Raw genomic sequence first — 19,799 nt, forward strand, 5'->3', positions numbered from 1 at the left:
ACCCGTCCCCGGCGCCCCGCGCCGGGGACGCCACGGGCACCCGCGCACGCCGCACCTCCTCCGGCGCGACGTCATCACAGGGGGGAGGTAACGCCGTTGTCTTTGGGTTACACTGTTACCCATGACCACGACGCTCTATCAGGACGCCCTGCGGTCCGGCCAGGAGGCCGCGCGCACCGCGGTCCTCGACCGCGCCATCGGCCTCCTGGTCACCGAAGGCATCCCCGCGCTGACGATCCGCCGGATCGCCACCGAGATCGGCACCTCGACGAAGGTGCTGTACACGATGTTCGGCGGCAAGGAGGGCCTGATCGACGCGCTGTACCAGGAGGGGTTCGCCCGGCTGCGCCGCGCACAGGAGGACGTGCCCGGCTCGCCCGATCCGCTGACGCACCTCGGCGACCTCGGGACCGCCTACCGGGCGCACGCGCTGGCCGAACCGGCCTACTACCGGATCATGTTCGAGCAGCCGGTCCCCGGCTACCGCCCGGGCGTCGCGTCCCTGGCCGTCGCCGAGGAGGCCTTCGGCGTCTCCGCCGCCGCCGTCGCGGCCTGCATCGACGCCGGGGTCTTCCGTCCCGGCGACGCCCGCGAGATCTCCAAGCTCCTGTGGGCCGCCGCCCACGGGGCCGTGAGCCTGGAACTGGGCGGCCACTTCCCGCCGGACACGGCGGCCCGCCGCTACGAGGCACTGATGACCGCCGTCGCCGGGGCGTACCTGGCCCGGCCCGCCACCACCACGGACGAAGGACGCCCCGCATGACGAATACCAGGACCTCCGTTTCCAACCGTTACCTGTCGGGCAACTTCGCCCCCGTCACCGAGGAGGTCACCGCCCACGACCTCCCCGTCACCGGCCGGATACCGGCAGAGCTCAGCGGCCGCTATCTGCGCACGGGCCCCAACCCGCTGGGCGTGGAGGACCCTGCCGCGCACCTGTGGACCCTCGGCGAGGGCATGGTGCACGGCGTCCGCATCCGCGACGGCCGCGCCGAGTGGTACCGCAACCGCTGGGTCCGCTCCGCCTCCGTCGCGGACCGGCTCGGGGAGCCGCGGCGCGGCGCGCCCGTCGACGAGCGGACCGACTTCGCGCCGAACGTCCAGGTCGCCGGACTGGCGGGACGCACGTTCGTCCTGATCGAAGGGGGATTACGGCCGTACGAGCTCGGCTACGACCTGGACACGATCGGCCCCTGCGACCTCGGCGCGACCCCCGAGGGCTTCAACGCCAACGCCCACTCCGTGTTCGACCCGCGCACCCGCGAACTGCACTCCCTCGCCTTCCGGTACGGCTCCGAGCACGTCCAGCACATCGTGACGGACGACACCGGCACCGTGCGGCGCGCCACGACCATCGCGGCGCCCGGCAGCCCCTACATGCACGACTTCGCGCTCACCGACCATCACATCGTCCTCTACGACGGTCCCGTCGTCTTCAGCGCGGCCCACCTCTCCACCGGGGTGCCCTTCGTCTGGGACCACGACCGTCCGGCACGCGTGGGCGTCATGCCCCGGGCCGGCGGCGAGGTGCGCTGGTTCGAGGTGGCGCCGAGCCTGGTCGGCCACACCCTCAACGCCTACGAGACCGGCACGGACCTCGTCGTCGACATCGTCCGCCACCCCGAGGGCTTCGACATCCGCGACTTCGGCAACAGCCGCCCCACCCTGCACCGCTGGACCGTCGACCTGGCCGCCGGCAGGATCCGCGAGGAGTGCCTCGACGACCGTGTCCAGGAGTTCCCGCGCGTCAACGCCGCCTTCACCGGCCGCCCGTACCGCTACGGCTACGCCGCGGCGGTCGAACTGTACGCCCCGCCCGCCGGCCCCGGGGACCCGCGCCCGGCCGAGGGGTTCAGCAACGCGCTCCTCAAACACGACCTGCTGCGCGGGACCACCGAGGCCCACGAGTTCGGCCGGTTCGCGGCAGTCGGCGAAGCCGTGTTCGTCCCCGCCGGACCCCCCACCGCGTCGTCGGCCGCCGCGCCGCCGGCCGACGAGGACGACGGCTACCTCATGGCCTACGTGCACGACCCCGACCGCGGCGCGGCGGACCTGGTGATCCTCTCCGCCCAGGACCTCACCGGCCGCCCCCTCGCCCGCGTCCACCTGCCCGTCCGGGTGCCCCTCGGCCTCCACGGCAACTGGATCCCGGACCTCTGACACCGGCAACGAGCGGGCAGCGGCCCTCCACCGCCGCCCGTACCTCCTCGCACAGGGCGGGGCCGTTCTGAGGTACATCAGGCCTGCCGCCGGCCGGCCTGATGCCCAGGAGCTGTTCGCCCCGGGTGCTCAGTTCCCGCCCCCGAACCCCCAGGACTCGATGTCGCGGTAGTGGATCGGCCCCGGACCGCGCCCGATGTTGCTGCCCACCAGGTGCAGCCGCCCCGCGTGCCAGGGCCGGCCGGAGAACGCGGTGAGGCCGGCGGCGGCCTCCGGCACGCTGGCGGTGTCGCTGCGGCGGGAGCGGGCCAGCGTCAGGTGGGGACGCAGGGGTCGGCCCTCGTAGGGGATGCCGCACTCCTTGACGAGGGAGCGGACCTCGGAGGCCAGCAGGTGCAGCCCGTCGAGGTCCCCGTCGATCCCGGTCCACAGCACCCGCTCGTCGAAGTGGCCCCCGCCGCGCAGTGCGAGCCGCAGGGGCCGGCGTATCGCGGCGAGGCCGGCGAGGGGCCCGCGCAGGCGGGGGACGGCCGCGACCGGGAGTTCGCCGAGGAAGGCCAGGGTGATGTGCCAGTCCTCGATCCGGTTCCACCGCATGCGCGGGTACGCCTCGTAGGCGGGCAGCAGCTCCCGCTCCAGCTCCTCCTTCGCGTCGTCGGGCGGGGCGAGGGCGATGAACAAGCGGACGGTCGCGCTGTGGGTCTGATGGTTCACAAGGGACTTCGTACCGTGCCGGGGCCGCCGGAACCAGCTGACGGTCAGTCGGACCCGGTACGGCCTCCGGCAGCACGAGCCGGCGGGGCGGCGAGCCGCTCCCGTACGTCCGCCACGGCCCCGGCGCCCACGGGTGCCGGCCGCCGACGGCCGCCGGCCGGCAGCTCCCGCCCCCGGCCCGCTCGCAGCCCGTGCCCATGCGACCCCTGCTCCTCGCTCCGGCCGTGACCACGGATCGTGTCACGGCCGGCGCGGGCCGGGGCCGGTGGAGCCGGCGTGGCGCGTGGTTCGCGGTGCGCGCCCTGCGCGCCGCGAACGGGGCGGTGTGCGCCGCTTGGCCCGGCCCGGATGTGGGCAGGGTGGGTCGAGAGCATGCGGCCGCCGCTCCCGGCGGGGCGGCCGCGCGGGACGGCTGACGGGGAGTGGGCATGGGGTGGACGGCGGAGGAGTTCGGGGCCTCGCACGAGGGCTGGGCCGGCGCGCTCCTGGCGGACGGTACCGAGCCCGGCCCGGTCTACCTGGACCCGGGCACCGGCTCCGACTTCCGCCAGACGCGGGAGTGGTGGGCCTACAGCGGCATCCTGAACCGGCCCCGGGCCGCCGCCGCGCGCGCCGCCTGCGCGTGCGGCTGGCGCGGCGCCGCGCAGTACCCGATAGACCGCGCGACCGAGGAGTCCGACAGCCTGTACGAGCAGGTCATCGAGGGACCCCGCGGGGACTGGGAACGCCACCTCGACGAGGTCGAGGCCCGGACCGTACCGCTGCCCGCCGAACTGGCCCACCTCCTCGAGCGCGTGGAGGACCAGCTGAACAACCTGGCAGGCCAGGCCCCGGTGGCCGCGCTCAAGGCCGTGGCCGCACTGGAGAGGGTGACCAGGAGCGTGGCCCGGGACGCCGCCTACATCGCCGAGGCCGACGACCTGTCGTGGGAGTCCATCGGCACCGCCCTCGGGATCTCCGAGAAGGAGGCCCGCTCCCGCCTGACGCACTACACCTGCCGGCGCTGACCGGCAGGGCCGCGTCACGTCCCCAGGGCGCGGCGGGCCCGGCGGAGCCGCAGCGCGAGCCGCACCTCCCGCACGCGGACGGGACCTGCCGGCGCGGATCCAGGAATTCGGCGATCCGCTCCGTCCGCGGCAAGGGTCGTCGCCGCCCTGACGGCCGTCCCGCTACCGGCGGACGGTGCGGTCCCGGAGGCCTGGCGGCTGCTCCACCGCGCCCGCCGGCGGACGGCACGGCCGCCGCCCCCGTGGGCCGCTGACACCGGACGTCAGGGGGCCCCGTCCGCGGAGTTCCCGAACGGGCCGCCCGGGCCGAAGGCCAGCCGGGCGAAGCGCTCGCCGATCCGGCGGTGCGTGGCGGCGTCCGGGTGGAGGGCGTCCGGCAGCGGCAGCTCGGCGGCGTCGGCCTCGCCGTAGAGCGCCCGGCCGTCGAGGTGGTGCAGGTGCGGGTCCTCGGCCGCCCGCTCCCGCACGATCCGCTCCAGCACCTCGCGGACGACGGTGAGCGTCAGCTTCCCGGCGGCGCGCTCGGCGGGGTCGCCCGCCGCCCGGAACAGCAGCCTTCCCGTGGCCAGCGCGGCGGTGTCGAAGGCGGTGGGACCGGGGGTGTCCTCGTGGAGGGGGCACAGGAGCGGCGAGACGACCAGCAGCGGGGTGGCCGGGTGCCCCTCGCGGACCGTGTCCAGGAAGCCGTGGACGGCGGGGCCGAAGGCGCGCAGCCGCATCAGGTCGGCGTTGACCAGGTTGATGCCGATCTTGAGGCTGATCAGGTCGGCCGGGGTGTCGCGCAGGGCGCGGGCCGTGAACGGGTCGAGCAGTGCACTGCCGCCCAGACCCAGGTTGACCAGCTCCACCCCGCCGAGGGAGGCGGCGAGCGCCGGCCAGGTGCCGGTGGGGCTCGCGGCGCCGGAGCCCTGGCTGATCGAGCTGCCGTGGTGCGCCCAGACCCGGCGGCCCCAGTCGGGGGCGGGGGCGACGGGGGCGTCGGTGCGCAGGGCGAGGAGCTCGGTCGTCTCGTCGTGCGGCAGCCAGATCTCCACGTCCTTCGTCCGGCCGGGCAGGCCGGTGAAGCGCAGGGTGGCCGGCTGCCCGCTCCGGTGCTCGGTGCGGCCGGTGGCCAGGTCGACGGTCACGGTGTCGCCGCCCGCCGCGCTCGCCCGTCCGGCCGGCAGGCCGTCGACGAGGAGGTCGTAGACGCCGTCGGGGCGCGGCGGCGCGCCCGGGTAGATCCGTTTGACGGGCAGGGTGTCCAGCTCGACGACGGTCGCCGCGCTGCGGAAGGCCAGCCGCACGCCGGAGGGCTGGGACTCGGCCATGGCCAGCTGCCCGTCGGTGTTCTGGGCGCGGGCCCGGGCGGGCAGCCGGTGCGGCAGCAGGCCGCGCCCGGTGCACTCGGTGTCGAGGGCCCCGCGCAGCAGGTCCGCGGTCACGGGTGTGGTGTGGGTGGCGGCGGGGGCGGGCGCCGCGTCGCGGTCCGGCCGGGCGGCAGGGTGTCGGGGGTCCATGGTGGGCCTTCCTGGGGGTGCGGGGGCCGGGCCTCCGGCCCGCTCCGGGCTGACGCGGGGTCCTTGGGACGTCGACCGCCTGCCTGCATCGATTATTGTTTTCCCTAAATCCTTTAGGCAAGTTAGCGTGCTGCCCATGAAGCCACTGACCGAGCAAGAGATCCGCGCCGCCTTCGTCAACTGCACCAAGGGCGAGGCCAGGCGCCTGTCGGTCCCGCGCGACCTGGGCGAACGCCCCTGGGACGACCTGGACTACCTCGGCTGGCGCGACCCCCAGTCCCCGGGCCGCGCCTACCTGGTGACCGAGGTCGACGGCCGGGCCAGGGGCCTCGTGCTGCGCCGGCCCGCCCGGCCCGCCGGGCAGGCACGGCGCAGCATGTGCTCGATATGCCTGACCGCCCACGACGGGGGCGTGGCCCTGATGGTCGCGCCGAAGGCCGGCCGGGCCGGACAGGAGGGCAACTCGGTCGGCGCCTACCTGTGCGACGACCTCGCCTGCTCGCTGTACGTGCGCGGCCGTAAGGAGACCGCCGCGGGCGCGAGGCTCCACGAGACGCTGACGGTGGAGGAGAAGGTCGCGCGGACCGCGGCGAACCTCGCCGCCTTCGTCGCCCAGGTGACCGCCTGAGCGTCGCCCAGATGACCGCCTGAGTGGCGGCCACGGCCGCACCCGTCGTGGCGAACACCTTCCCGCGCGCCGGGCAGTCGCGGCGGTTCTCGGCGAGCAGCCCGTCGACGCCCGGGATGCCGGGCCCCACTGGGCGTGCCGGTACTCGGGCTTGCGCATGATCTCCGCGATCCGCGGGTCGAGCCGCCCCGCCTCCCCGGAGCCGGAGGGCGACGGAGACGGGGACGGATCCGCGGCCCGCACGGGCCACCGCACCCGACCCGGACAGCGCCGGCCGCAGCCCGGCGCACCCCGCCGCCACACGCCGCCGCAGTGCGGCCCGACGGATCGGATGTCCCGCAGCACGCTCCGTTCGCCGTGGCTGCCATCGGGCGGAAGGCCGACATCTCAGCCCCGCTGGCACACCCCACCGCACCCCGCACGTCACCCGTACGGCCGTCAAGCCCCGAAGTCCAGGGACGTGACGGCGGGCCTCCCTCCGGAGCCCAATGGAGGAGAGGAAGACGGTGCCGCCCGAGGCGTCGGCTTCTCGAAACCATCGGACGCATGGCGGACGGCCAGGCCGCGCCTCGTATTCCAAGGAGAACCCCATGACCCGGATCCACCGCGTCTCCCTCCTCGCCGCCGCCATGGAAGCGGGGGCCGTGCGCGTGGCCCCCGGAGTGTTCGCGGCCTCCCGCGTGCCCGGCTCCGGGAACACGGCCGTGCCCCCGAGCCCCCGCCCGCCCGCCGTCCCCCCTCCGGCGCCGGCGTCGGCCCCGGCGGCGGAGGGGAGGTGGAACGCCCTGGTGCGCAGTGGCAGGGCGACGGCGGTCATCGTCGTCGCCCTGTGAGGGGCCCGGATCACGTCGCCTCCGCCCCGGCCCCCGCGTCCGACCTGGCCAGGGCCAGGACACCGGCGCAGATCAGGGCCAGGCCGAGCAACTGGGGGAGCAGCCACCAGTGGGTGCGCAGGTGCTCCTCGTACAGCAGGACCCCCAGGGTGACGCTGACTCCGGCGTCGCCCAGGGTCAGGGCGGGCTGGGAAGCGACCAGCGGGCCGCCCTGCATCGCGTGTTCGAGGAGCAGGACCGCGCAGATGCCGCTCGCGCCGAAGGCGTACGTCTCCCAGGCGGTCAGGAACGCCCCGATCCCGCCCTCGCGCAGGGTGTGCACGGCCGACTTCATCAGGGCGGCGGTCAGCGCGTAGCAGACGGCGGTGGCCGCGCCCAGACAGCCCGCCCGCATCCGGCCGGGCGGCCGCCGCAGCCCCGCCACGGCCAGGGCGGCCACCGCGCCCGCGGACGCCGGCAGCGCCAGCGCCCAGCGGTCGAGCGGGACGTGCGTACGGTTCCCCGAGGGCGCGGCGGCCACCAGGACCACCCCCAGCCCGGCCACCACCGCCGCCACCGCCAGCCACACGGCCCCCGGCAGCCGGCGGCGCGCCACCAGCGAGGCGATCAGCAGGGCGAGCGGCAGCTCCAGCACGAAGAGGGGCTGCACGAGCGACAGCGCGCCCGTGGCCAGCGCCGCGGCCTGCCCGGCCCCTGCCGCGACAACGGCCAGGATCCCCCCGACCCACAGGGGCCGGCGCAGCAGGTCGAGGACCAGCCCGAACCGGAAGCCGTCGCTCTGGGGTACGGTCAGCGAGGCCCGCCGCTGGAGGACCGTCGCGAGCGCGTTGCTGAACGCCGCGAACAGCGCGAAGAGGACCGGCAGCACGAAGCCCATCCCCCGATCCTCACCGCACCGCCCCGGCGCGCGCCCCGGCGCCACCACCGTGTCCCCCGTCCGGTCCCCCCGGTCCGGCCACGCCGTGACGCGGAATTCGCGGGGGCGCGGCCATTGATCGATGGGCCGTCCTGCGGCGAAGGTGGTCACCGCACCCCGGGGCCGCCCGTCCGCTCCGGACGTGCTCCCCCTCGCGGCGGCGTCGTGGACCCCGGTCCCGCCCGTTGCGTCCCCGTCGGAGAGGAGCAACGCGCATGTCCACCTTCCCCTCGCTGCCCCGCAGGAATCCCGGTGCCAGCGGACGGACCTTCGACCTCCAGGAACCCGACGCCGCGGCCCCGGGCCGGGCCCCGCGCGCCCGTGCCGCCGAAGGCTGGGAGAGGTTCATGCGGCGCGCCGACATCGACACCCGCCAGGAGGCCGAGGAGTGCCCTTCCGAGGGTCCCCGGTCGCCGGCGGCGTAGGGGCGGGCGAGCGGTCCACGGGTGCCAGGGTGTCAGCCGGCGTTCTGCGCCGCGGCCTTCTTCCTCTGCGCGGCCCTCGGCACCCGCGAGGGTCGCGGCGAGCGTTTCGGCGGGCGGGGCGGGGCCTTCGGCACGTGCGCGATCCCGTAGCTCCGCGCGTCACCGTCGGCTCGGCCCCGCCGGCGCCCGACCGGCAGGCGCGGGCCGCGCCCGGCCGGTCCGCCCGCCGAACAGGCGGATATGCACTTGCGGTTGGGGATCCGGGTGGATGCAATGGCCGGCATGAGAGACACCGACGCATGAAGACGCCGCCCTCCACGCCGGGAACGCGGCCGGCTGACGGGCCGTCCGTCCTGATCGGCGCCCTCGCCCCGCTGACCCGGCCGGGCTGGGTCGAGGCGGGCCGCCACCTGCTCGCCGGCCTCCGGCTCGCCGCCGACGAGGTCAACCTCGTCGGCGGTATCGCCGGGCGCCCGCTCGAACTGGTGGTCCGCGACACCGCGGCCGACCCGCAGAAGGCCGTGGCGGCGGTGGACGGACTGGCGGGGCTGGGGGTGGCCGCCCTGGTGGGTGAATACCACAGCGTCGTCGCCCGCGCCGCCGCCACCCGCGCCGACGCCCTCGGTCTGCCGTTCCTCTGCTCGTCGGCGGTGCTCGACGAGCTCACGGAGGGGCCCACGGAACGGGTCGCCCGCATGGCCCCGGCACAGTCCCACGGCTGGCGCTCCTACGCGGACTTCCTCCTGGCGGCCGGACACCGCCGCGTCGCCGTCGCGGCGGACGCCAGCGTTTACTGGGCCTCCGGGACCCGCGTCCTGCGGGACCACCTGGCCCCCCGCGGTGCCACCCTCGTCGAACTCGACATGCGCACGCTCACGCCCGCCGCCGTGTGCGACGCACTCCTGGCCCACCGGGCGACCGCCCTCCTGCTGCTGGTGGGGCTCCCGGAGCCGGCGGTGCCGATCGTCCGTGCCGTCCGCCGCGACCGGCGACTCACCGGCCTCACGATCGGCGCGCCCGCCGGACAGCCGGAGTTCACCGAATGGGACGCGCTGCTGGGCGAGGACGGGACCGGGGTCCCCTTCCTGCGCTACCTGCCCGAGCGGCTCAGCCCCCTCGGGGCGCGGGTCGGGGCCGTGCTGCGCGAACGGCTCGGTGAAGCCCCCTCCTTCGTCGCCTTCGAGGGCTACGACACGGTCACCGTCCTGGCCGACGTGCTGCGCTCGCACGGCGCCGGAGACTGGGCGCGCACCGCCGGGGCCTGGCCGCACGTCGCGGTCGAGGGCACCCGCGGGGAGATCCGGTTCTCCCGGGTGCCGGGCATCGGCGTCCGGCAGTGGGCCTGGCCGCCGGTCCAGGTCGTCGACCGCGACCCGGCCGACCGCGACCGCTTCCGCGTCCTCCACACGGCCTGAAACGGCCGGCGCCCGCACAGCCCGGGACGGCCCGCGCCCGCGCCGGCCGTCCCGTCGGGCGACGGCCCGCGCGCTACCGGGCGGGGGCGGCGGCCGCGGACGGCGGGGCCCGGGCTCGCGCAGGAGTGATGCCACAGGCCATGTGATCCGCCGGCGGCCCGCCGATGGGTCCGGACGCACCGCGCGACCGCGGCGGCGTCGGCCCGTCGGCGTCAGGCGACCCGGTACTCCTCCGCACCGCTCCGGCGCAGCGCCAGCCCCAGACCGGGTGCCCCGGAGGCGGCCGGACGCACCGTGCCGCCGGACGGGTCCAGCAGGCCCTCGCCCTCGAAGAGCAGCGACTCCAGCCGGGCGTGGTCGTGGAACCACCCGATGTGCCGGAAGCCGGGGACGGAGGCGGCCGTATGGGCGTGGACGTGCGGCGCGCAGTGCGCCGACAGCTCCAGGCCCTGGGCCCGGGCGGGCGCGGCGACCCGCAGCCACTCGGTGATCCCGCCGCAGCGGGTGGCGTCGGCCTGGAGGCAGTCCACGGCCCCGGCCTGCGTCATCCGGGCGAAGCAGGGCAGGTCGTACCCGTACTCGCCGGCCGCCACGTCGCAGTCCAGGCGGTCGCGCAGCAGCCGCAGCCCGGACAGGCCGTCCGAGGACACCGGCCTCCTCGCCGTGGTCGCCGGGCGCCTGCCCCCGTGCACCGTCCGCAGTCCTGCCCCGCGGGGCGTGTGCGGGCGGGGACGAGCGGGTAGGCGCGGAGCCGACCAGTGCCACGCCGTACGGGAGGAACCCGCAGGGATGAACGAGCGGCACGCCGCCGCTCCGCCGGACGGCGGAGGGCGAACGGACCGGGGCCGGAACGAGACCGCGGAGGAGCGGGCCGACCGGCAGTGGCAGGAGCTGATGCAGGAGATCAGGGTCGCCCAGACGGGCGTGCAGATCCTCTTCGGCTTCCTGCTGACGGTCGCCTTCACCCCGCGCTTCCAGAGGCTGTCGGAGACCGACACGTCGATCTACATCGGCACGGTGGTGGCCGGCTCCCTGGCCGCAGGCGCGCTCATCGGCCCGGTGTCCTTCCACCGGATCGTCTCGGGGCGCCGGATCAAACCCCAGGCGGTGGTCTGGGCGGCGCGGCTGACCTTCGCCGGCATCGTGCTGCTGCTCGTCACCTTCACCTCCGCCCTCCTGCTCGTCCTGCGGGTGGCCACCCACGGAGTGCTCGTCCCGTGTCTGGTCAGCGGGGTGGTGGCCTGGTACCTGCTGTGCTGGTTCGCCCTCCCCCTGTGGGCGCGGGAGCGGCACACGGACGAGGAGTGACTCACCGTCCCACCGTCCCCGGCCCCGCGCACCCGCGCGCACGGCCACCGGGGCGGCCCCCCAGGGCCCGGCCGGGCCCGGGCCCTGGGGGGTGCGGCCGGCCGTCACCGGCCCGCTCCCCCCGGCGAGCGCCACCACCGGGACGCGGTCGAGCTTCGCGTCGTACAGCCCGTTGAGCGGGTGGATCGCCCCGGGCACGGACGTCGCCGCGCAGACTCCGGGTCCGGCCGGCGAACTTGGCGTAGCCGACGGCCTCGAAGGCAGCCATCTCCTCGTGCCGGGCCTGGACGTACAGGGGTGCTTCCTTCGCCCGCCCCCACGCGGCGAGCAGCCCGTTGATCCCGTCACCGGGATAGGCGAAGACGTGCTCGACGTCCCACTCCCGCAGGCGCTGCAACACGTAGTCGGCCACCTTCATCGTCCCGCTCCCTCCTGCTTGCTGTCGTCACGGCTGTCCGGCGCCGGCCCGGTGCGCGGCGCCGGGGCCGCATGCCGCCCGGGAGTGTGGGGAACGCTCCTCCGCCCGTCGAACCGGCGTCGGCCTCGGGCTGCGCCCGCCCCGGCCCGCGCACCCGAAACGACGCCGCCCGCCCGGGCCGGCACCCCGCGCGACCGGCACATACGGGCCTCCGCCGCGTCGGCCGACGCGGCGGAGGCCCGTGGCGACGACGGCCTCGCCCGCTCAGGCCGCCTTGTCGTCCTTGCCGCGCCCCGACAGCAGGTCGCGTGCCCGGTCGACCAGCCCGATGCCCGGGCCCAGCAGCTTGTTGGCCGGCGGTGTGGACGGTGCCCCCGGGTGCGGGCGCGTCGGCGCCGTCTTCTTGGCCCGGCGGGTCTTGTCGCCCAGGTCGTCGAGCACGTCCCGGGCGCAGGCGTGCCGCAGGGCGGGGAAGAGGTTCCGCTCCTCGTCGTGGATGTGGGCCAGTACGTCCGCCTCCAGCTCGCGCACGAGGGAGGTGAACCGGGTCCCGGCCGCGTCCTCCTCCTGGAGCTGCTTCATCAGGCGCTCGGCCCGGCCGTGGTCGGCGATCTCCTTGTCGGCGATGAGGTCACCGTCCTGGAGGTGTTCGCGTACCGCCGGATAGAGGTACTGCTCCTCGGCGACCGAGTGCCGTACCAGTTCGATCGTCAGGAGGTCGGCGAGGTTGCGCCGTTCCTCCGGGGCGACGGTCCGGCCCAGCCTCTGGAAGTAGTCCCTGACCTCGTCGTGGTCCGCGGTCAGTTCCGCCACCACATCGCCGCCGTGTCCCATGGCTCAGCATCCTTCCGTTCGTGGGGTCTTCGCGTTCCGGTCCTCACGCGCCTGCCCGTGGTCCGCGCTTCCATGCCTGCCGCCCCGCCGGGCGACCGCGGCCCGGCACCCGCCCCCGGGGACGGGCCGCGGCCGGGACCGGCCGGCTTCGTTTCCCGGACGGGAGACTTCGCCCACGGGGCAGCGTCGCCGTCGCCTTCTGCCGGACGCTGGCACCAGCGCACACATCCGTCCGGCCCGCTCCCCGTGGCCCCGCCGCCCGGACCGGGCGGCGCCGGCCCGCCCCCACGGAAGGCCCCGCATGCTCGACCCGGCTCTTGTACCCGTCTCCCTCGACCGTCCGGCAGGGCCCGGCGGGGTGGTGGTGTGCCGGCTCGCCGGGGAGATCGACATCGACGACCGGCCCGCGGTGCTCACGGCGTTCGCCCGGGCCGTCGACCGGGCCACCACCGCCGTCGTGGTCGACTGCGAGCGCCTGGCCTTCTGCGACTCCACCCTCCTCAACGCCCTGATCGGGCTGCGCAGGGACACCGCCGCGTCCGGCCTGGGCCTGGCCCTGGCCGCTCCCACCCCGCAGCTGCTCCGCCTCCTGGAGCTGACCGGCGCCGCGAGCCTGCTCCCCTGCCACCCCACGCTCGGCCGGGCCCTGGACCGCCTGTGTGCGGACCGGACCACCTGATCCGCGGACGTCAGTCCGGGGGCTCCGCCGGCGGGGGAGTGGCCGGGACGGCGTCGGCGGCTCCGTCACCCGTGGCGCCGGGGCCGGCCCGGTCGGCGCGTTCGCGCTCCTCGGGGCCGCCCGCCTCCCCGGGGTCCCGCGAGGGAGGGGCCGGCCGCTTCCCGTCGCGTCCGGCCCGGTCCTCCCGCCGCTCCGTTCCGCCTGTTCCGCTTCCGCGTGTCATCGGGAGCCTCCTCCCGCTCTCGGGATACCTCGCCGGGCGGCTGCCCGGATCGCACCGCCGGAAACGAGGTTCTCCGCCCGCCGCCGGGCGGACGGGCGTTCCCCGCCGCAGGCCTCCGGGGAAGCGGGCGGGCCGCTGCGCGGGGAGGGGCCGTCTCGCGAATAGGAGCCGCCCGCACCCGGGCCGCGCGGGGCCGTGCGCTTCACCGGCATCACCCCGCTGGACGACGCCCACCCGGCCCGCCCGGCGCTGAGACCGGGCCTGCCGTGAAACCGGGCCCGCGCCATGGGGCGGGCCCCCGGCCGCGGCCCTACGCGCCGTCGTCGTAGGTGCCCGCCTCGATCTCCAGGGCGAGTTCCTGGAGCACCTCGATCGAGGAGACGTCCGTACGCCCGGCGTCGTGCGCGATCGCCAGGCTGGTGAACGCCAGGCTGAACCCGGAGACCATCGTGTGCAGGGCCGGGCCGAGGGCTTCGGCCACCAGCGCCGCCACCTGCTGCGGCGACGCGTCGGCGGGGACCCGGATCGACGGCAGCATCTCGTTGAGCAGCAGCGTGGCCACTCCGGGCTCCTCCGCCCGGCCGGGGTCCTCGTCCCGGCCGTTCTCCACGGCCCGGCGGACGTCCTGGGCCTCGGTGAGGATGCCGATCACCCGCTTGAGTATCTCTGCGCGCTCCATCCTGCGGAGCGTAGTGCCGTGCAGTGCGCAGCGCCCCGGGAAACACGCGGTTGCCCCGGACCCGCCGTCAGCCGGACGGGGGCAGCAGCGGGCCCAGGGGCCCCAGATCGAGGTTGAGGTCGGCGAGCTCGTATCCGTGCTGGGCGCACAGTTCGGTCATCCGTTCGTGGAGGGCGAGGAGCGTCGCGCCGAGTTCCTCCTCCTGCGCGTCGCTGAGGCCGCCGGCCTCGACGCGGCGCAGTGCCTGGCGCTCGATGAGCTGGCGCAGCAGTTCCACCAGGGTCAGGACGAGCTTCACCAGGTCCTCCGCCGCGCTGTCGGCGCCCGTGCGGACGCGCCGGCCGGGGGTGGACGGGCCGGCCGTCTCGGCGGGGGTGGCAGGCAGCAGGCGCAGCGCCCGCGCCATCGCGTCACCGACGCCGTCCAGGTCGGGGACGGCGGGGCGCCGGGAGGAGCGGCCGTCAGAAGCCATCGCGGATCCCGTCCGGTGGCCGGGGGCCGTCGGTGGTGGCGACGGAGCAGACGAGGGCGCGCAGAGAGATCCGTACGAGGTCGATGTCGGCGATCGAGATCACGATGTCGCCCGCGATGACGACCCCGCCCGCCAGGAGCCGGTCGAGGAGGTCGACGAGGGCGACCTGCCGGCCCGGCAGGGCGGCGTCACGGCGGTCGGCGGCGCTCATGGCGGTCACGGTGCCTCGGGCGGGGGCGGCGCGACGGCGAAGGAGTACGGCGCCCAGGGGCCGGTGACCTCGACGCGCACGCCCGGAAGGCCGCTTGCCGCACCCGCCAGCGCCGACAGGAAGGCCTCCGCGTGGGCGTCGGCCACCAGGTAGGCGTCGTTGAGGACGTTCTCCTCCGGTGACGCGGCGGTGAGCGGCCCGTTCTGGGCGGGGTGGCTCACCCGGTCCGCGGTGAAGCGGCGGGCGACGGCGGCGACGCGTTCGCCGGCCAGCCCGGCCTGCCGGTGGTGGTCCTCGTGGGCGTGCCGCTGGTTCTGCCGGGCCTGGAGGTAGGCCCGGCCGGGGCTCGCCCCGGCAGGCCGGGCGCCGGCGTCCGGGGCGGGGGCGGGCCGTACGTAGACCTTGACCCCGTACTCGGTGTGGCCGCTGAGGCGGGCCAGCAGCGTGGCGAAGTCCTGGCCCCGCCCGCGCAGGGCCGCCAGCGCGGCGGCGTGGTCCTCGTAGAGGGTGGCCAGGCGCAGGGGCAGGACGGTGGTGTGCGCGGCGAGGGCCTCGACGACGCGGTGGTGGCAGCGGGCGGTTTCCTCCAGCCATCCCAGGTCCTCGAAGCGGGCCCTGAGCGCGTCCTCGTCCCATGCCGGGCGCGGGACGTCGCTGATGACGAACGCGACCGGCCCCGGATCGCCGCCGGGCGGCTGGAGCAGCGTGACGGGGCGGCCCGACACGCCAGTGAGGCCGGGCAGCAGCCGAAGGACGGCGGGCGCGGGCGGCGTGACGGCGTAGACGTACGTGAGCACGGGCGCGGGCGGGGCCGACGGGGCGTTCATGACGGCGGCCTGCGCCGGGCGCCGCGTGCGGGGGCCGCGTCCTCCCGGCGGGCGGCGCTCTCCGGCGCCGCCGCACGGGTCATGGGCAGGGCGGACGTGCGGCGCAGTTCCTCGAGTTCGGCGCGGAGCCGTTCGTTCTCGGCGGCCAGCGACCGGTTCCCGTCGCCGGAGGACAGCGACGCGTCGTGCTCCCACCAGTCGATGCCCATCTCCTTCGCCTTGTCCACGGAGGCGATCAGGAGGCGCAGCTTGATGGTCAGCAGCTCGATGTCGAGGAGGTTGATGCGGATGTCGCCGGCGATCACGATCCCCTTGTCGAGCACGCGCTCCAGGATGTCGGCCAGGCTGGCCGAGGAACCGGGCGGGTAGCCGCCCATGGCGGGTTCCGAGCCGAACCTGCGGGCCATCGGGTCGGTCACCGTGCTCACCTCCGGCGGGTCTCGTGGGGTCACGTCTGGTCTGGTCTGGTCGGGGGTCGGGGGCTGGTCACCGGTCGGGGCCGCGGAACTCCTCGATCTCCCGCAGGCGGTCGAGCAGCACGTCCTCCTCGCGGTCGAACGTCTCCTCGTCGATCTCCCCGGCGACCAGCCGGCGTTCGAGGGCCGCGAGCTCGGCCCACACGGGACCGGGGTCGTAGTAGCGCGCCTCCGCCTCCTCCGCCACGCGCTCCGCCACCCAGAGCGTGGCGCGCACCGGGAGCAGCGGCGCGGTGATCAGTTTGCCGAGCAGTCCCATGGCCGTGCTCCCTCCTACGGAACGAAGCTGTACGGCGGGAGCGGCCCGGCCACCCGGGTCCGGACGCCGACGTCGCGGGTGAGACCGGCGTGCGCGTCGAGGAAGGAGTCCTCGCCGTCCCGGGGGACGAGCAGCGAGAGGTTGAGGAAGTCCTCGCCGGTCGGCGGGTGCACGACGTACATGCGGGCCAGTGGCGCGAGGGCCCGGATGAACTCCTCGGACGCCTTCGCGCGCCGCAGGTCCGCCTGGGTGGCGACCAGCTGTCCCAGCTCCAGGGGCAGCCGCGGATCCGTGTCCCCGGCGAGGATCTCCTCGTTCAGCCTGCTCGCGCGCGGTGACTCGTCCAGGATGCTGCGCAGGAGCAGTCCCTCCTCCTGCTCGGCCTTGACGTTGAACTCGGCGCACCCCTCCACGTCGGCCAGGGCGGCGAGGTAGACGTCCGCGCGGTCGTCGAGGACCCGCCGTACCGTCCCGTCGTCGGGCGCGGTGTAGCCGAACTGCAGCGGCAGCGGGGTCCCGTCGGCCAGGAGCCGGTCCAGGACCGCCTGATGGGCGGTCACGTCCCGCCTCTTGGGGCGGACCTCCCCGCTCACGTCGCTGACCACGGCCCGCAGAGCCCCGCCTTCCAGCGTGCGTACGGCGGGGGCGTCCGGGCCGACGCCGGTGAGCCCGTCCACCCGGCAGGGGTGCTCGCGCCGGGTCACGGCGTACACGTAGACGGCCATGGGTGGTCACTCCCTCTCGCGGCGCGCCGGCCGACGCGCGGCCCTGCGGCGCCGGACGGGCTGCGCTTCCTCTTCCCGCTCCTCGTCGGTGTCGTCCTCGTCGTCCTCCGGCTCCTCCTCGCCCCCGCCGGTGAGCGACTCCTTCACGGCCTCGACCGCGCCGCTGAGTGCGCCCTTGCTCTTGCCCTTGCTGCCGCCCTCGAGGACGTCCCCGACCACCTCCGGCAGCTGTGCGGGGGCCTTGCGTCCGGCTTCCAGATCGAGCCGGTTGCACGCCTCCGCGAAGCGCAGATAGGTGTCGACGCTCGCGACCACGATGCGCGCGTCGATCTTCACCAGCTCGATCCCGACCAGCGAGACGCGTACGAAGACGTCGATCACCAGTCCGCGGTCGAGGATGAGTTCCAGGACGTCGTAGAGGCTGCTGGTGTTGGCGCCTCGGCCGTCGCCCCTGACGGTCGTGCCCGCTCCCTGCGGCATCATCGTCATGGCGTCGCTTCCCTTCCCTGCCGTCACCGCCGTCAGCGGTCCGGCCGGTCGACCATGCCCCGGCTGTACCTCCGGGTCCTCTCGTAGGAGATCAGCTCGCCTTCCTCGTCCAGCGCGACGGTGTAGCTGCCCATGATGCTGGTGGTGTCGGGGATGCGCTCCAGTTCGACCACCTCCACGACCGCCTCCCAGCCGTCCTCCGTGGGTTTCACGGAGGACACCGATTCGGGCGGGCGTCCCAGCAGCTCTGCGAGCTGCTCGGCGGCTGCGCGCAGCACCGCGGCCGCTCCGGGCGCACCGCGCCTGCGGGCTGGTCGTCGCGTGGTCATGTGCTCCCCTCGTGAACGAATCTCCATGGACTAGCGCCCCTCCCCAGGTGTGCGCGCGGCACACCTCGAAAACAGAATTTTTTGGCATATGTCCGCATATTCCGTTTCGGTGCGAGCAGGCCCTTAGGTATCGCACGCACCGATTTCGGAAGGGACCAGGCTGATGGACGACGCGAGCAAGATCGCCCTGGCGGCCGCCATCGCAGGAGGCTACGTACTGGGCCGGGCGAAGAAGGGGCGCATGGCCCTGTCCCTGGCCACCTACCTCGCCGGCCGCAGGTTCGGACTGGATCCGGGACAGCTCATGACGCAGGGCCTGAAGAAGCTCGGCGAGATGCCCCAGGTCGCGGAACTCGGCGAACAGCTGCGCGGCGAGGCCTTCGACGCGGGCCGCAAGGCCCTCGCGGCGGCTGCCAACCGCCAGCTGTCCGGCCTGGCCGACACGCTCCACGAGCGCACCCTCGAGCTCACCCGGGGACCCAAGGACGAGGACGAGGGCGAGGACGAAGCCGGATACGACGAGGACGAGGGCGACGACCGGGCCTACGAGGACGAGGACGAGGAGCCCTACGAGGAGGAGGCCGAGGACCAGGACGAGGAGGCGGCCGAGGAAGACGAACCCGAGGCGGAGGAGGACGAAGGCGAGGACGAGGACGAGGGCGAGGCCGAGGAGGAGAGTCCGCGCAGGACACGGGGCGCACCGCACGCCCGCCGGGCCTCCGCGCGTTCCTCCGCACCGGCCGGCACGTCGTCCCGCGCCTCCTCGTCGTCGAGCAGGACGGCCGGGCCGGCGAAGAAGACCGCTTCCCGCGACACGTCGTCCAGGAAGACGGCCGCCCCCGCGAAGAAGACCTCCTCCCCGCGGCGCGCTCCGGCGGGGAAGGCAGCCGCGGACCGGCCGGCCGCCAAGCGGCCGGCGAAGAAGGCGGCCGCGAAGAAGGCCGCCGGGAAGAAGGCCGCCGCGAAGAAGCCGCCGACGAAGAAGGCGGCGACCCAGCGCGCACCGGCCAAGCGGGCCCCGGCGAAGAAGACCGCTTCCAGCCGTGCCCGGAGCGGCACGGCGAGGAAGACCGCCGCCCCGGCGAAGAAGACGACGACCCGCAAGACGTCGACCCGCAAGTCGTCGACCCGGAGGTAGCGCCATGGCCATCACCGAACGCTCCCGCTCCCGGAGCAAGACGTCTCCCATGGACCAACTGCTGGGCGAGGTCGGCGACTACCTCACGGCGCAGGCGGGAAACCTGGTCGACAAGGCCGCCGACAAGATCGACGACCTCACCGACCAGCTCTACGACGTGGCGGACGGCGGGGGCTCCCTCGCGCAGATAGGGGGTCGGCTCCTCCAGGGCGACTCACCCGTCAAGGCCGCCGTGGGCGGCACGGTCGGCAGTCTGGTCGACAAGGCCAAGGAAGTCGGCAGCGGACTGCTGGGCGGTAAGGGCAGAAGCCGCAAGAGCGGTTCCAAGCCCACCCACATCGCCGAGTCCGTGGACGTCGGCCTCCCCCTGCGCACCGTCTACGACCACTGGACGCAGCTGGAGGAGTTCAGCGGCTTCGCCAAGGGCGTCCGCAGCGTCTCCCAGGGCGACGAGACCAGCTCCGACTGGAAGGTCAAGGTCGGCCCCTCCACACGGAGCTGGAAGGCCACGGTCCAGGAGCAGGTCCCCGACGATCGGATCGTCTGGAGCTCGGAGGGGGCCAAGGGGACCACGCGCGGATGCGTCAGCTTCCACGAACTGGCCCCGTCCCTCACCCGGGTGCTGCTGGTCGTCGAGTACTACCCCTCCGGCCTGTTCGAGAAGACGGGCAACCTCTGGCGCGCCCAGGGCCGCCGTATGCGCCTGGACCTGAAGCACTTCCTGCGCCACGTGACGCTGTCCGGCGATGAGGAAGTCGAGGGGTGGCGCGGCGAGATCCGCGACGGCGAGGTCGTGACCACCCACGAGGAGGCCCTCGAACAGGAGCAGTCCGAGCAGGAGGAGCCGGAGCAGGAGGAGGAGCCGGAGGAGAACGCGGACGAGGCGGAGGACGAGGACGAGGACGAGGAGTACGAAGGGGAGTACGACGAGGAGGACGTCGAGCCGCAGGACGAAGGAGAGGACGAGGAAGAAGGCGGCGAAGCCGAGGAGGAGCCGGAGGAGGAACGCCCCCGTCGGACACGCCGTCGCTGACCGTGCCCGGTTCGTGTGGAGGGCGCCCCCCCCCCCGGGGGGGGGCCCCCCACCCAACCGGCCGCCGCGGGGGGGTGAGTGCGGGCGATTGCCTGAGGCACG

Annotated in this window: 25 protein-coding genes and 2 pseudogenes; 11 read left to right on the forward strand and 16 right to left on the reverse strand. The window is 75.1% G+C overall.

Translation table 11 applies throughout. The features are described from left to right. The first annotated feature begins 121 nt into the window (after nt 1-121). Nucleotides 122-763: a TetR/AcrR family transcriptional regulator gene (locus ACFY15_RS34805; RefSeq protein WP_390691327.1), complete on the forward strand. Its 642-nt coding sequence runs from the start codon at nt 122-124 to the stop codon at nt 761-763. Further along, nucleotides 760-2,160, forward strand: coding sequence for a carotenoid oxygenase family protein (locus tag ACFY15_RS34810; RefSeq protein WP_390691328.1), 1,401 nt, complete (start codon nt 760-762; stop codon nt 2,158-2,160). The genes ACFY15_RS34805 and ACFY15_RS34810 overlap by 4 nt, the downstream gene beginning before the upstream one ends. A 129-nt stretch (nt 2,161-2,289) precedes the next feature. Here ACFY15_RS34810 and thpR read toward each other — a convergent pair whose 3' ends face one another. Next, nucleotides 2,290-2,874, reverse strand: coding sequence for an RNA 2',3'-cyclic phosphodiesterase (gene thpR, locus ACFY15_RS34815; RefSeq protein WP_390691329.1), 585 nt, complete (start codon nt 2,872-2,874; stop codon nt 2,290-2,292). A gap of 428 nt (nt 2,875-3,302) precedes the next feature. On the opposite strand from thpR, the gene ACFY15_RS34820 reads away from it, so the two are divergent. Further along, complete coding sequence (locus tag ACFY15_RS34820; protein WP_390691330.1) at nt 3,303-3,881, forward strand: hypothetical protein; 579 nt, start codon at nt 3,303-3,305, stop codon at nt 3,879-3,881. 263 nt (nt 3,882-4,144) lie between these two features. Here ACFY15_RS34820 and ACFY15_RS34825 read toward each other — a convergent pair whose 3' ends face one another. Further along, the gene (locus ACFY15_RS34825; protein ID WP_390691331.1) at nt 4,145-5,380 is read right to left on the reverse strand and encodes a GDSL-type esterase/lipase family protein; all 1,236 of its coding nucleotides are present in this window, start codon (nt 5,378-5,380) and stop codon (nt 4,145-4,147) included. 136 nt (nt 5,381-5,516) lie between these two features. Here ACFY15_RS34825 and ACFY15_RS34830 point away from each other — a divergent pair, with 136 nt between their 5' ends. After that, a complete protein-coding gene (locus ACFY15_RS34830) occupies nt 5,517-6,008 on the forward strand; it encodes an FBP domain-containing protein (protein ID WP_390691332.1) in 492 nt (163 codons plus the stop codon). Between the two features lie 590 nt (nt 6,009-6,598). Continuing rightward, complete coding sequence (locus tag ACFY15_RS34835; protein ID WP_390691333.1) at nt 6,599-6,841, forward strand: hypothetical protein; 243 nt, start codon at nt 6,599-6,601, stop codon at nt 6,839-6,841. A gap of 10 nt (nt 6,842-6,851) precedes the next feature. Here the strand turns inward: ACFY15_RS34835 and ACFY15_RS34840 are convergent, their stop codons facing one another. Then, nucleotides 6,852-7,718 (reverse strand): DMT family transporter, encoded by an 867-nt coding sequence (locus tag ACFY15_RS34840; RefSeq protein ID WP_390691334.1) that lies wholly within the window; start codon nt 7,716-7,718, stop codon nt 6,852-6,854. Nucleotides 7,719-7,972: 254 nt separating this feature from the next. On the opposite strand from ACFY15_RS34840, the gene ACFY15_RS34845 reads away from it, so the two are divergent. Together ACFY15_RS34845 and ACFY15_RS34850 are read left to right on the forward strand one after the other, a co-directional pair. After that, on the forward strand, nt 7,973-8,182 hold the full coding sequence (locus ACFY15_RS34845) for a hypothetical protein (protein WP_390691335.1): 210 nt from the start codon (nt 7,973-7,975) through the stop codon (nt 8,180-8,182). A gap of 299 nt (nt 8,183-8,481) precedes the next feature. Beyond that, nucleotides 8,482-9,597 carry an ABC transporter substrate-binding protein gene (locus tag ACFY15_RS34850; protein ID WP_390691336.1) on the forward strand — a complete coding sequence of 372 codons (1,116 nt, stop codon included), beginning with the start codon at nt 8,482-8,484 and terminating at the stop codon, nt 9,595-9,597. Nucleotides 9,598-9,809: 212 nt separating this feature from the next. Here ACFY15_RS34850 and ACFY15_RS34855 read toward each other — a convergent pair. Continuing rightward, nucleotides 9,810-10,250: pseudogene (locus tag ACFY15_RS34855) on the reverse strand (enolase C-terminal domain-like protein); the annotation flags it as partial. A 136-nt stretch (nt 10,251-10,386) separates the two neighbouring features. Between ACFY15_RS34855 and ACFY15_RS34860 the strand changes: the two are divergent. After that, nucleotides 10,387-10,905 (forward strand): DUF6328 family protein, encoded by a 519-nt coding sequence (locus ACFY15_RS34860; protein ID WP_390826830.1) that lies wholly within the window; start codon nt 10,387-10,389, stop codon nt 10,903-10,905. Nucleotides 10,906-10,989: 84 nt separating this feature from the next. On the opposite strand, the pseudogene ACFY15_RS34865 reads toward ACFY15_RS34860, so the two are convergent. Next, nucleotides 10,990-11,323 (reverse strand): annotated as a pseudogene (locus ACFY15_RS34865) (thiamine pyrophosphate-binding protein); the annotation flags it as partial. 264 nt (nt 11,324-11,587) lie between these two features. Next, on the reverse strand, nt 11,588-12,157 hold the full coding sequence (locus ACFY15_RS34870) for a hemerythrin domain-containing protein (RefSeq protein WP_390691338.1): 570 nt from the start codon (nt 12,155-12,157) through the stop codon (nt 11,588-11,590). 301 nt (nt 12,158-12,458) lie between these two features. On the opposite strand from ACFY15_RS34870, the gene ACFY15_RS34875 reads away from it, so the two are divergent. Next, on the forward strand, nt 12,459-12,836 hold the full coding sequence (locus tag ACFY15_RS34875) for an STAS domain-containing protein (protein ID WP_390691339.1): 378 nt from the start codon (nt 12,459-12,461) through the stop codon (nt 12,834-12,836). A gap of 10 nt (nt 12,837-12,846) precedes the next feature. Here ACFY15_RS34875 and ACFY15_RS34880 read toward each other — a convergent pair whose 3' ends face one another. The 10 genes from ACFY15_RS34880 to ACFY15_RS34925 form a co-directional block, all read right to left on the reverse strand. Next, the gene (locus tag ACFY15_RS34880; RefSeq protein WP_390826831.1) at nt 12,847-13,059 is read right to left on the reverse strand and encodes a hypothetical protein; all 213 of its coding nucleotides are present in this window, start codon (nt 13,057-13,059) and stop codon (nt 12,847-12,849) included. Nucleotides 13,060-13,369: 310 nt separating this feature from the next. Further along, nucleotides 13,370-13,738: a hypothetical protein gene (locus ACFY15_RS34885; RefSeq protein WP_390826832.1), complete on the reverse strand. Its 369-nt coding sequence runs from the start codon at nt 13,736-13,738 to the stop codon at nt 13,370-13,372. 67 nt (nt 13,739-13,805) lie between these two features. Further along, entirely contained in the window at nt 13,806-14,210 is a 405-nt protein-coding gene (locus ACFY15_RS34890) for a gas vesicle protein K (protein ID WP_390691342.1), read from the reverse strand. Continuing rightward, the gene (locus tag ACFY15_RS34895) at nt 14,200-14,421 is read right to left on the reverse strand and encodes a gas vesicle protein (RefSeq protein WP_390826833.1); all 222 of its coding nucleotides are present in this window, start codon (nt 14,419-14,421) and stop codon (nt 14,200-14,202) included. The genes ACFY15_RS34890 and ACFY15_RS34895 overlap by 11 nt, the downstream gene beginning before the upstream one ends. A gap of 5 nt (nt 14,422-14,426) precedes the next feature. After that, on the reverse strand, nt 14,427-15,248 hold the full coding sequence (locus ACFY15_RS34900; protein WP_390826835.1) for a GvpL/GvpF family gas vesicle protein: 822 nt from the start codon (nt 15,246-15,248) through the stop codon (nt 14,427-14,429). Continuing rightward, nucleotides 15,245-15,655, reverse strand: coding sequence for a gas vesicle protein (locus tag ACFY15_RS34905; protein WP_390826842.1), 411 nt, complete (start codon nt 15,653-15,655; stop codon nt 15,245-15,247). Before ACFY15_RS34905 ends, ACFY15_RS34900 begins: the two co-directional genes overlap by 4 nt. 79 nt (nt 15,656-15,734) lie before the next feature. Then, complete coding sequence (locus ACFY15_RS34910; RefSeq protein ID WP_390691346.1) at nt 15,735-15,983, reverse strand: gas vesicle protein GvpG; 249 nt, start codon at nt 15,981-15,983, stop codon at nt 15,735-15,737. 14 nt (nt 15,984-15,997) lie between these two features. After that, nucleotides 15,998-16,708, reverse strand: coding sequence for a GvpL/GvpF family gas vesicle protein (locus ACFY15_RS34915; protein ID WP_390691347.1), 711 nt, complete (start codon nt 16,706-16,708; stop codon nt 15,998-16,000). 6 nt (nt 16,709-16,714) lie between these two features. Continuing rightward, a complete protein-coding gene (locus ACFY15_RS34920) occupies nt 16,715-17,197 on the reverse strand; it encodes a gas vesicle structural protein GvpA (protein ID WP_390691348.1) in 483 nt (160 codons plus the stop codon). 32 nt (nt 17,198-17,229) lie between these two features. Continuing rightward, entirely contained in the window at nt 17,230-17,526 is a 297-nt protein-coding gene (locus ACFY15_RS34925; RefSeq protein ID WP_390691349.1) for a gas vesicle protein, read from the reverse strand. Nucleotides 17,527-17,689: 163 nt separating this feature from the next. Here ACFY15_RS34925 and ACFY15_RS34930 point away from each other — a divergent pair, with 163 nt between their 5' ends. Next, entirely contained in the window at nt 17,690-18,664 is a 975-nt protein-coding gene (locus ACFY15_RS34930) for a histone protein (RefSeq protein ID WP_390826836.1), read from the forward strand. 4 nt (nt 18,665-18,668) lie between these two features. Then, nucleotides 18,669-19,697 carry an SRPBCC family protein gene (locus tag ACFY15_RS34935; RefSeq protein ID WP_390826838.1) on the forward strand — a complete coding sequence of 343 codons (1,029 nt, stop codon included), beginning with the start codon at nt 18,669-18,671 and terminating at the stop codon, nt 19,695-19,697. Nucleotides 19,698-19,799: the final 102 nt, after the last annotated feature.

Origin of the sequence: Streptomyces sp. NPDC001373, from assembly GCF_042895815.1 — a bacterium.
Lineage (GTDB): Bacteria > Actinomycetota > Actinomycetes > Streptomycetales > Streptomycetaceae > Streptomyces.

Excerpts from the sequence above, each read along its gene's own strand:
- ACFY15_RS34880 (WP_390826831.1), bottom strand. The coding sequence starts at position 13,059 with ATGACACGCGGAAGCGGAACAGGCGGAACGGAGCGGCGGGAGGACCGG.
- ACFY15_RS34935 (WP_390826838.1), top strand. The coding sequence starts at position 18,669 with ATGGCCATCACCGAACGCTCCCGCTCCCGGAGCAAGACGTCTCCCATG.
- ACFY15_RS34905 (WP_390826842.1), bottom strand. The coding sequence starts at position 15,655 with ATGGCCCGCAGGTTCGGCTCGGAACCCGCCATGGGCGGCTACCCGCCC.
- ACFY15_RS34875 (WP_390691339.1), top strand. The coding sequence starts at position 12,459 with ATGCTCGACCCGGCTCTTGTACCCGTCTCCCTCGACCGTCCGGCAGGG.
- ACFY15_RS34860 (WP_390826830.1), top strand. The coding sequence starts at position 10,387 with ATGAACGAGCGGCACGCCGCCGCTCCGCCGGACGGCGGAGGGCGAACG.
- ACFY15_RS34830 (WP_390691332.1), top strand. The coding sequence starts at position 5,517 with ATGAAGCCACTGACCGAGCAAGAGATCCGCGCCGCCTTCGTCAACTGC.
- ACFY15_RS34820 (WP_390691330.1), top strand. The coding sequence starts at position 3,303 with ATGGGGTGGACGGCGGAGGAGTTCGGGGCCTCGCACGAGGGCTGGGCC.
- ACFY15_RS34900 (WP_390826835.1), bottom strand. The coding sequence starts at position 15,248 with ATGAACGCCCCGTCGGCCCCGCCCGCGCCCGTGCTCACGTACGTCTAC.
- ACFY15_RS34915 (WP_390691347.1), bottom strand. The coding sequence starts at position 16,708 with ATGGCCGTCTACGTGTACGCCGTGACCCGGCGCGAGCACCCCTGCCGG.
- ACFY15_RS34920 (WP_390691348.1), bottom strand. The coding sequence starts at position 17,197 with ATGACGATGATGCCGCAGGGAGCGGGCACGACCGTCAGGGGCGACGGC.
- ACFY15_RS34810 (WP_390691328.1), top strand. The coding sequence starts at position 760 with ATGACGAATACCAGGACCTCCGTTTCCAACCGTTACCTGTCGGGCAAC.
- ACFY15_RS34910 (WP_390691346.1), bottom strand. The coding sequence starts at position 15,983 with ATGGGACTGCTCGGCAAACTGATCACCGCGCCGCTGCTCCCGGTGCGC.
- ACFY15_RS34845 (WP_390691335.1), top strand. The coding sequence starts at position 7,973 with ATGTCCACCTTCCCCTCGCTGCCCCGCAGGAATCCCGGTGCCAGCGGA.
- ACFY15_RS34925 (WP_390691349.1), bottom strand. The coding sequence starts at position 17,526 with ATGACCACGCGACGACCAGCCCGCAGGCGCGGTGCGCCCGGAGCGGCC.
- ACFY15_RS34840 (WP_390691334.1), bottom strand. The coding sequence starts at position 7,718 with ATGGGCTTCGTGCTGCCGGTCCTCTTCGCGCTGTTCGCGGCGTTCAGC.
- ACFY15_RS34805 (WP_390691327.1), top strand. The coding sequence starts at position 122 with ATGACCACGACGCTCTATCAGGACGCCCTGCGGTCCGGCCAGGAGGCC.
- ACFY15_RS34825 (WP_390691331.1), bottom strand. The coding sequence starts at position 5,380 with ATGGACCCCCGACACCCTGCCGCCCGGCCGGACCGCGACGCGGCGCCC.
- ACFY15_RS34890 (WP_390691342.1), bottom strand. The coding sequence starts at position 14,210 with ATGGCTTCTGACGGCCGCTCCTCCCGGCGCCCCGCCGTCCCCGACCTG.
- ACFY15_RS34930 (WP_390826836.1), top strand. The coding sequence starts at position 17,690 with ATGGACGACGCGAGCAAGATCGCCCTGGCGGCCGCCATCGCAGGAGGC.
- ACFY15_RS34870 (WP_390691338.1), bottom strand. The coding sequence starts at position 12,157 with ATGGGACACGGCGGCGATGTGGTGGCGGAACTGACCGCGGACCACGAC.
- ACFY15_RS34885 (WP_390826832.1), bottom strand. The coding sequence starts at position 13,738 with ATGGAGCGCGCAGAGATACTCAAGCGGGTGATCGGCATCCTCACCGAG.
- ACFY15_RS34850 (WP_390691336.1), top strand. The coding sequence starts at position 8,482 with ATGAAGACGCCGCCCTCCACGCCGGGAACGCGGCCGGCTGACGGGCCG.
- ACFY15_RS34895 (WP_390826833.1), bottom strand. The coding sequence starts at position 14,421 with ATGAGCGCCGCCGACCGCCGTGACGCCGCCCTGCCGGGCCGGCAGGTC.
- ACFY15_RS34835 (WP_390691333.1), top strand. The coding sequence starts at position 6,599 with ATGACCCGGATCCACCGCGTCTCCCTCCTCGCCGCCGCCATGGAAGCG.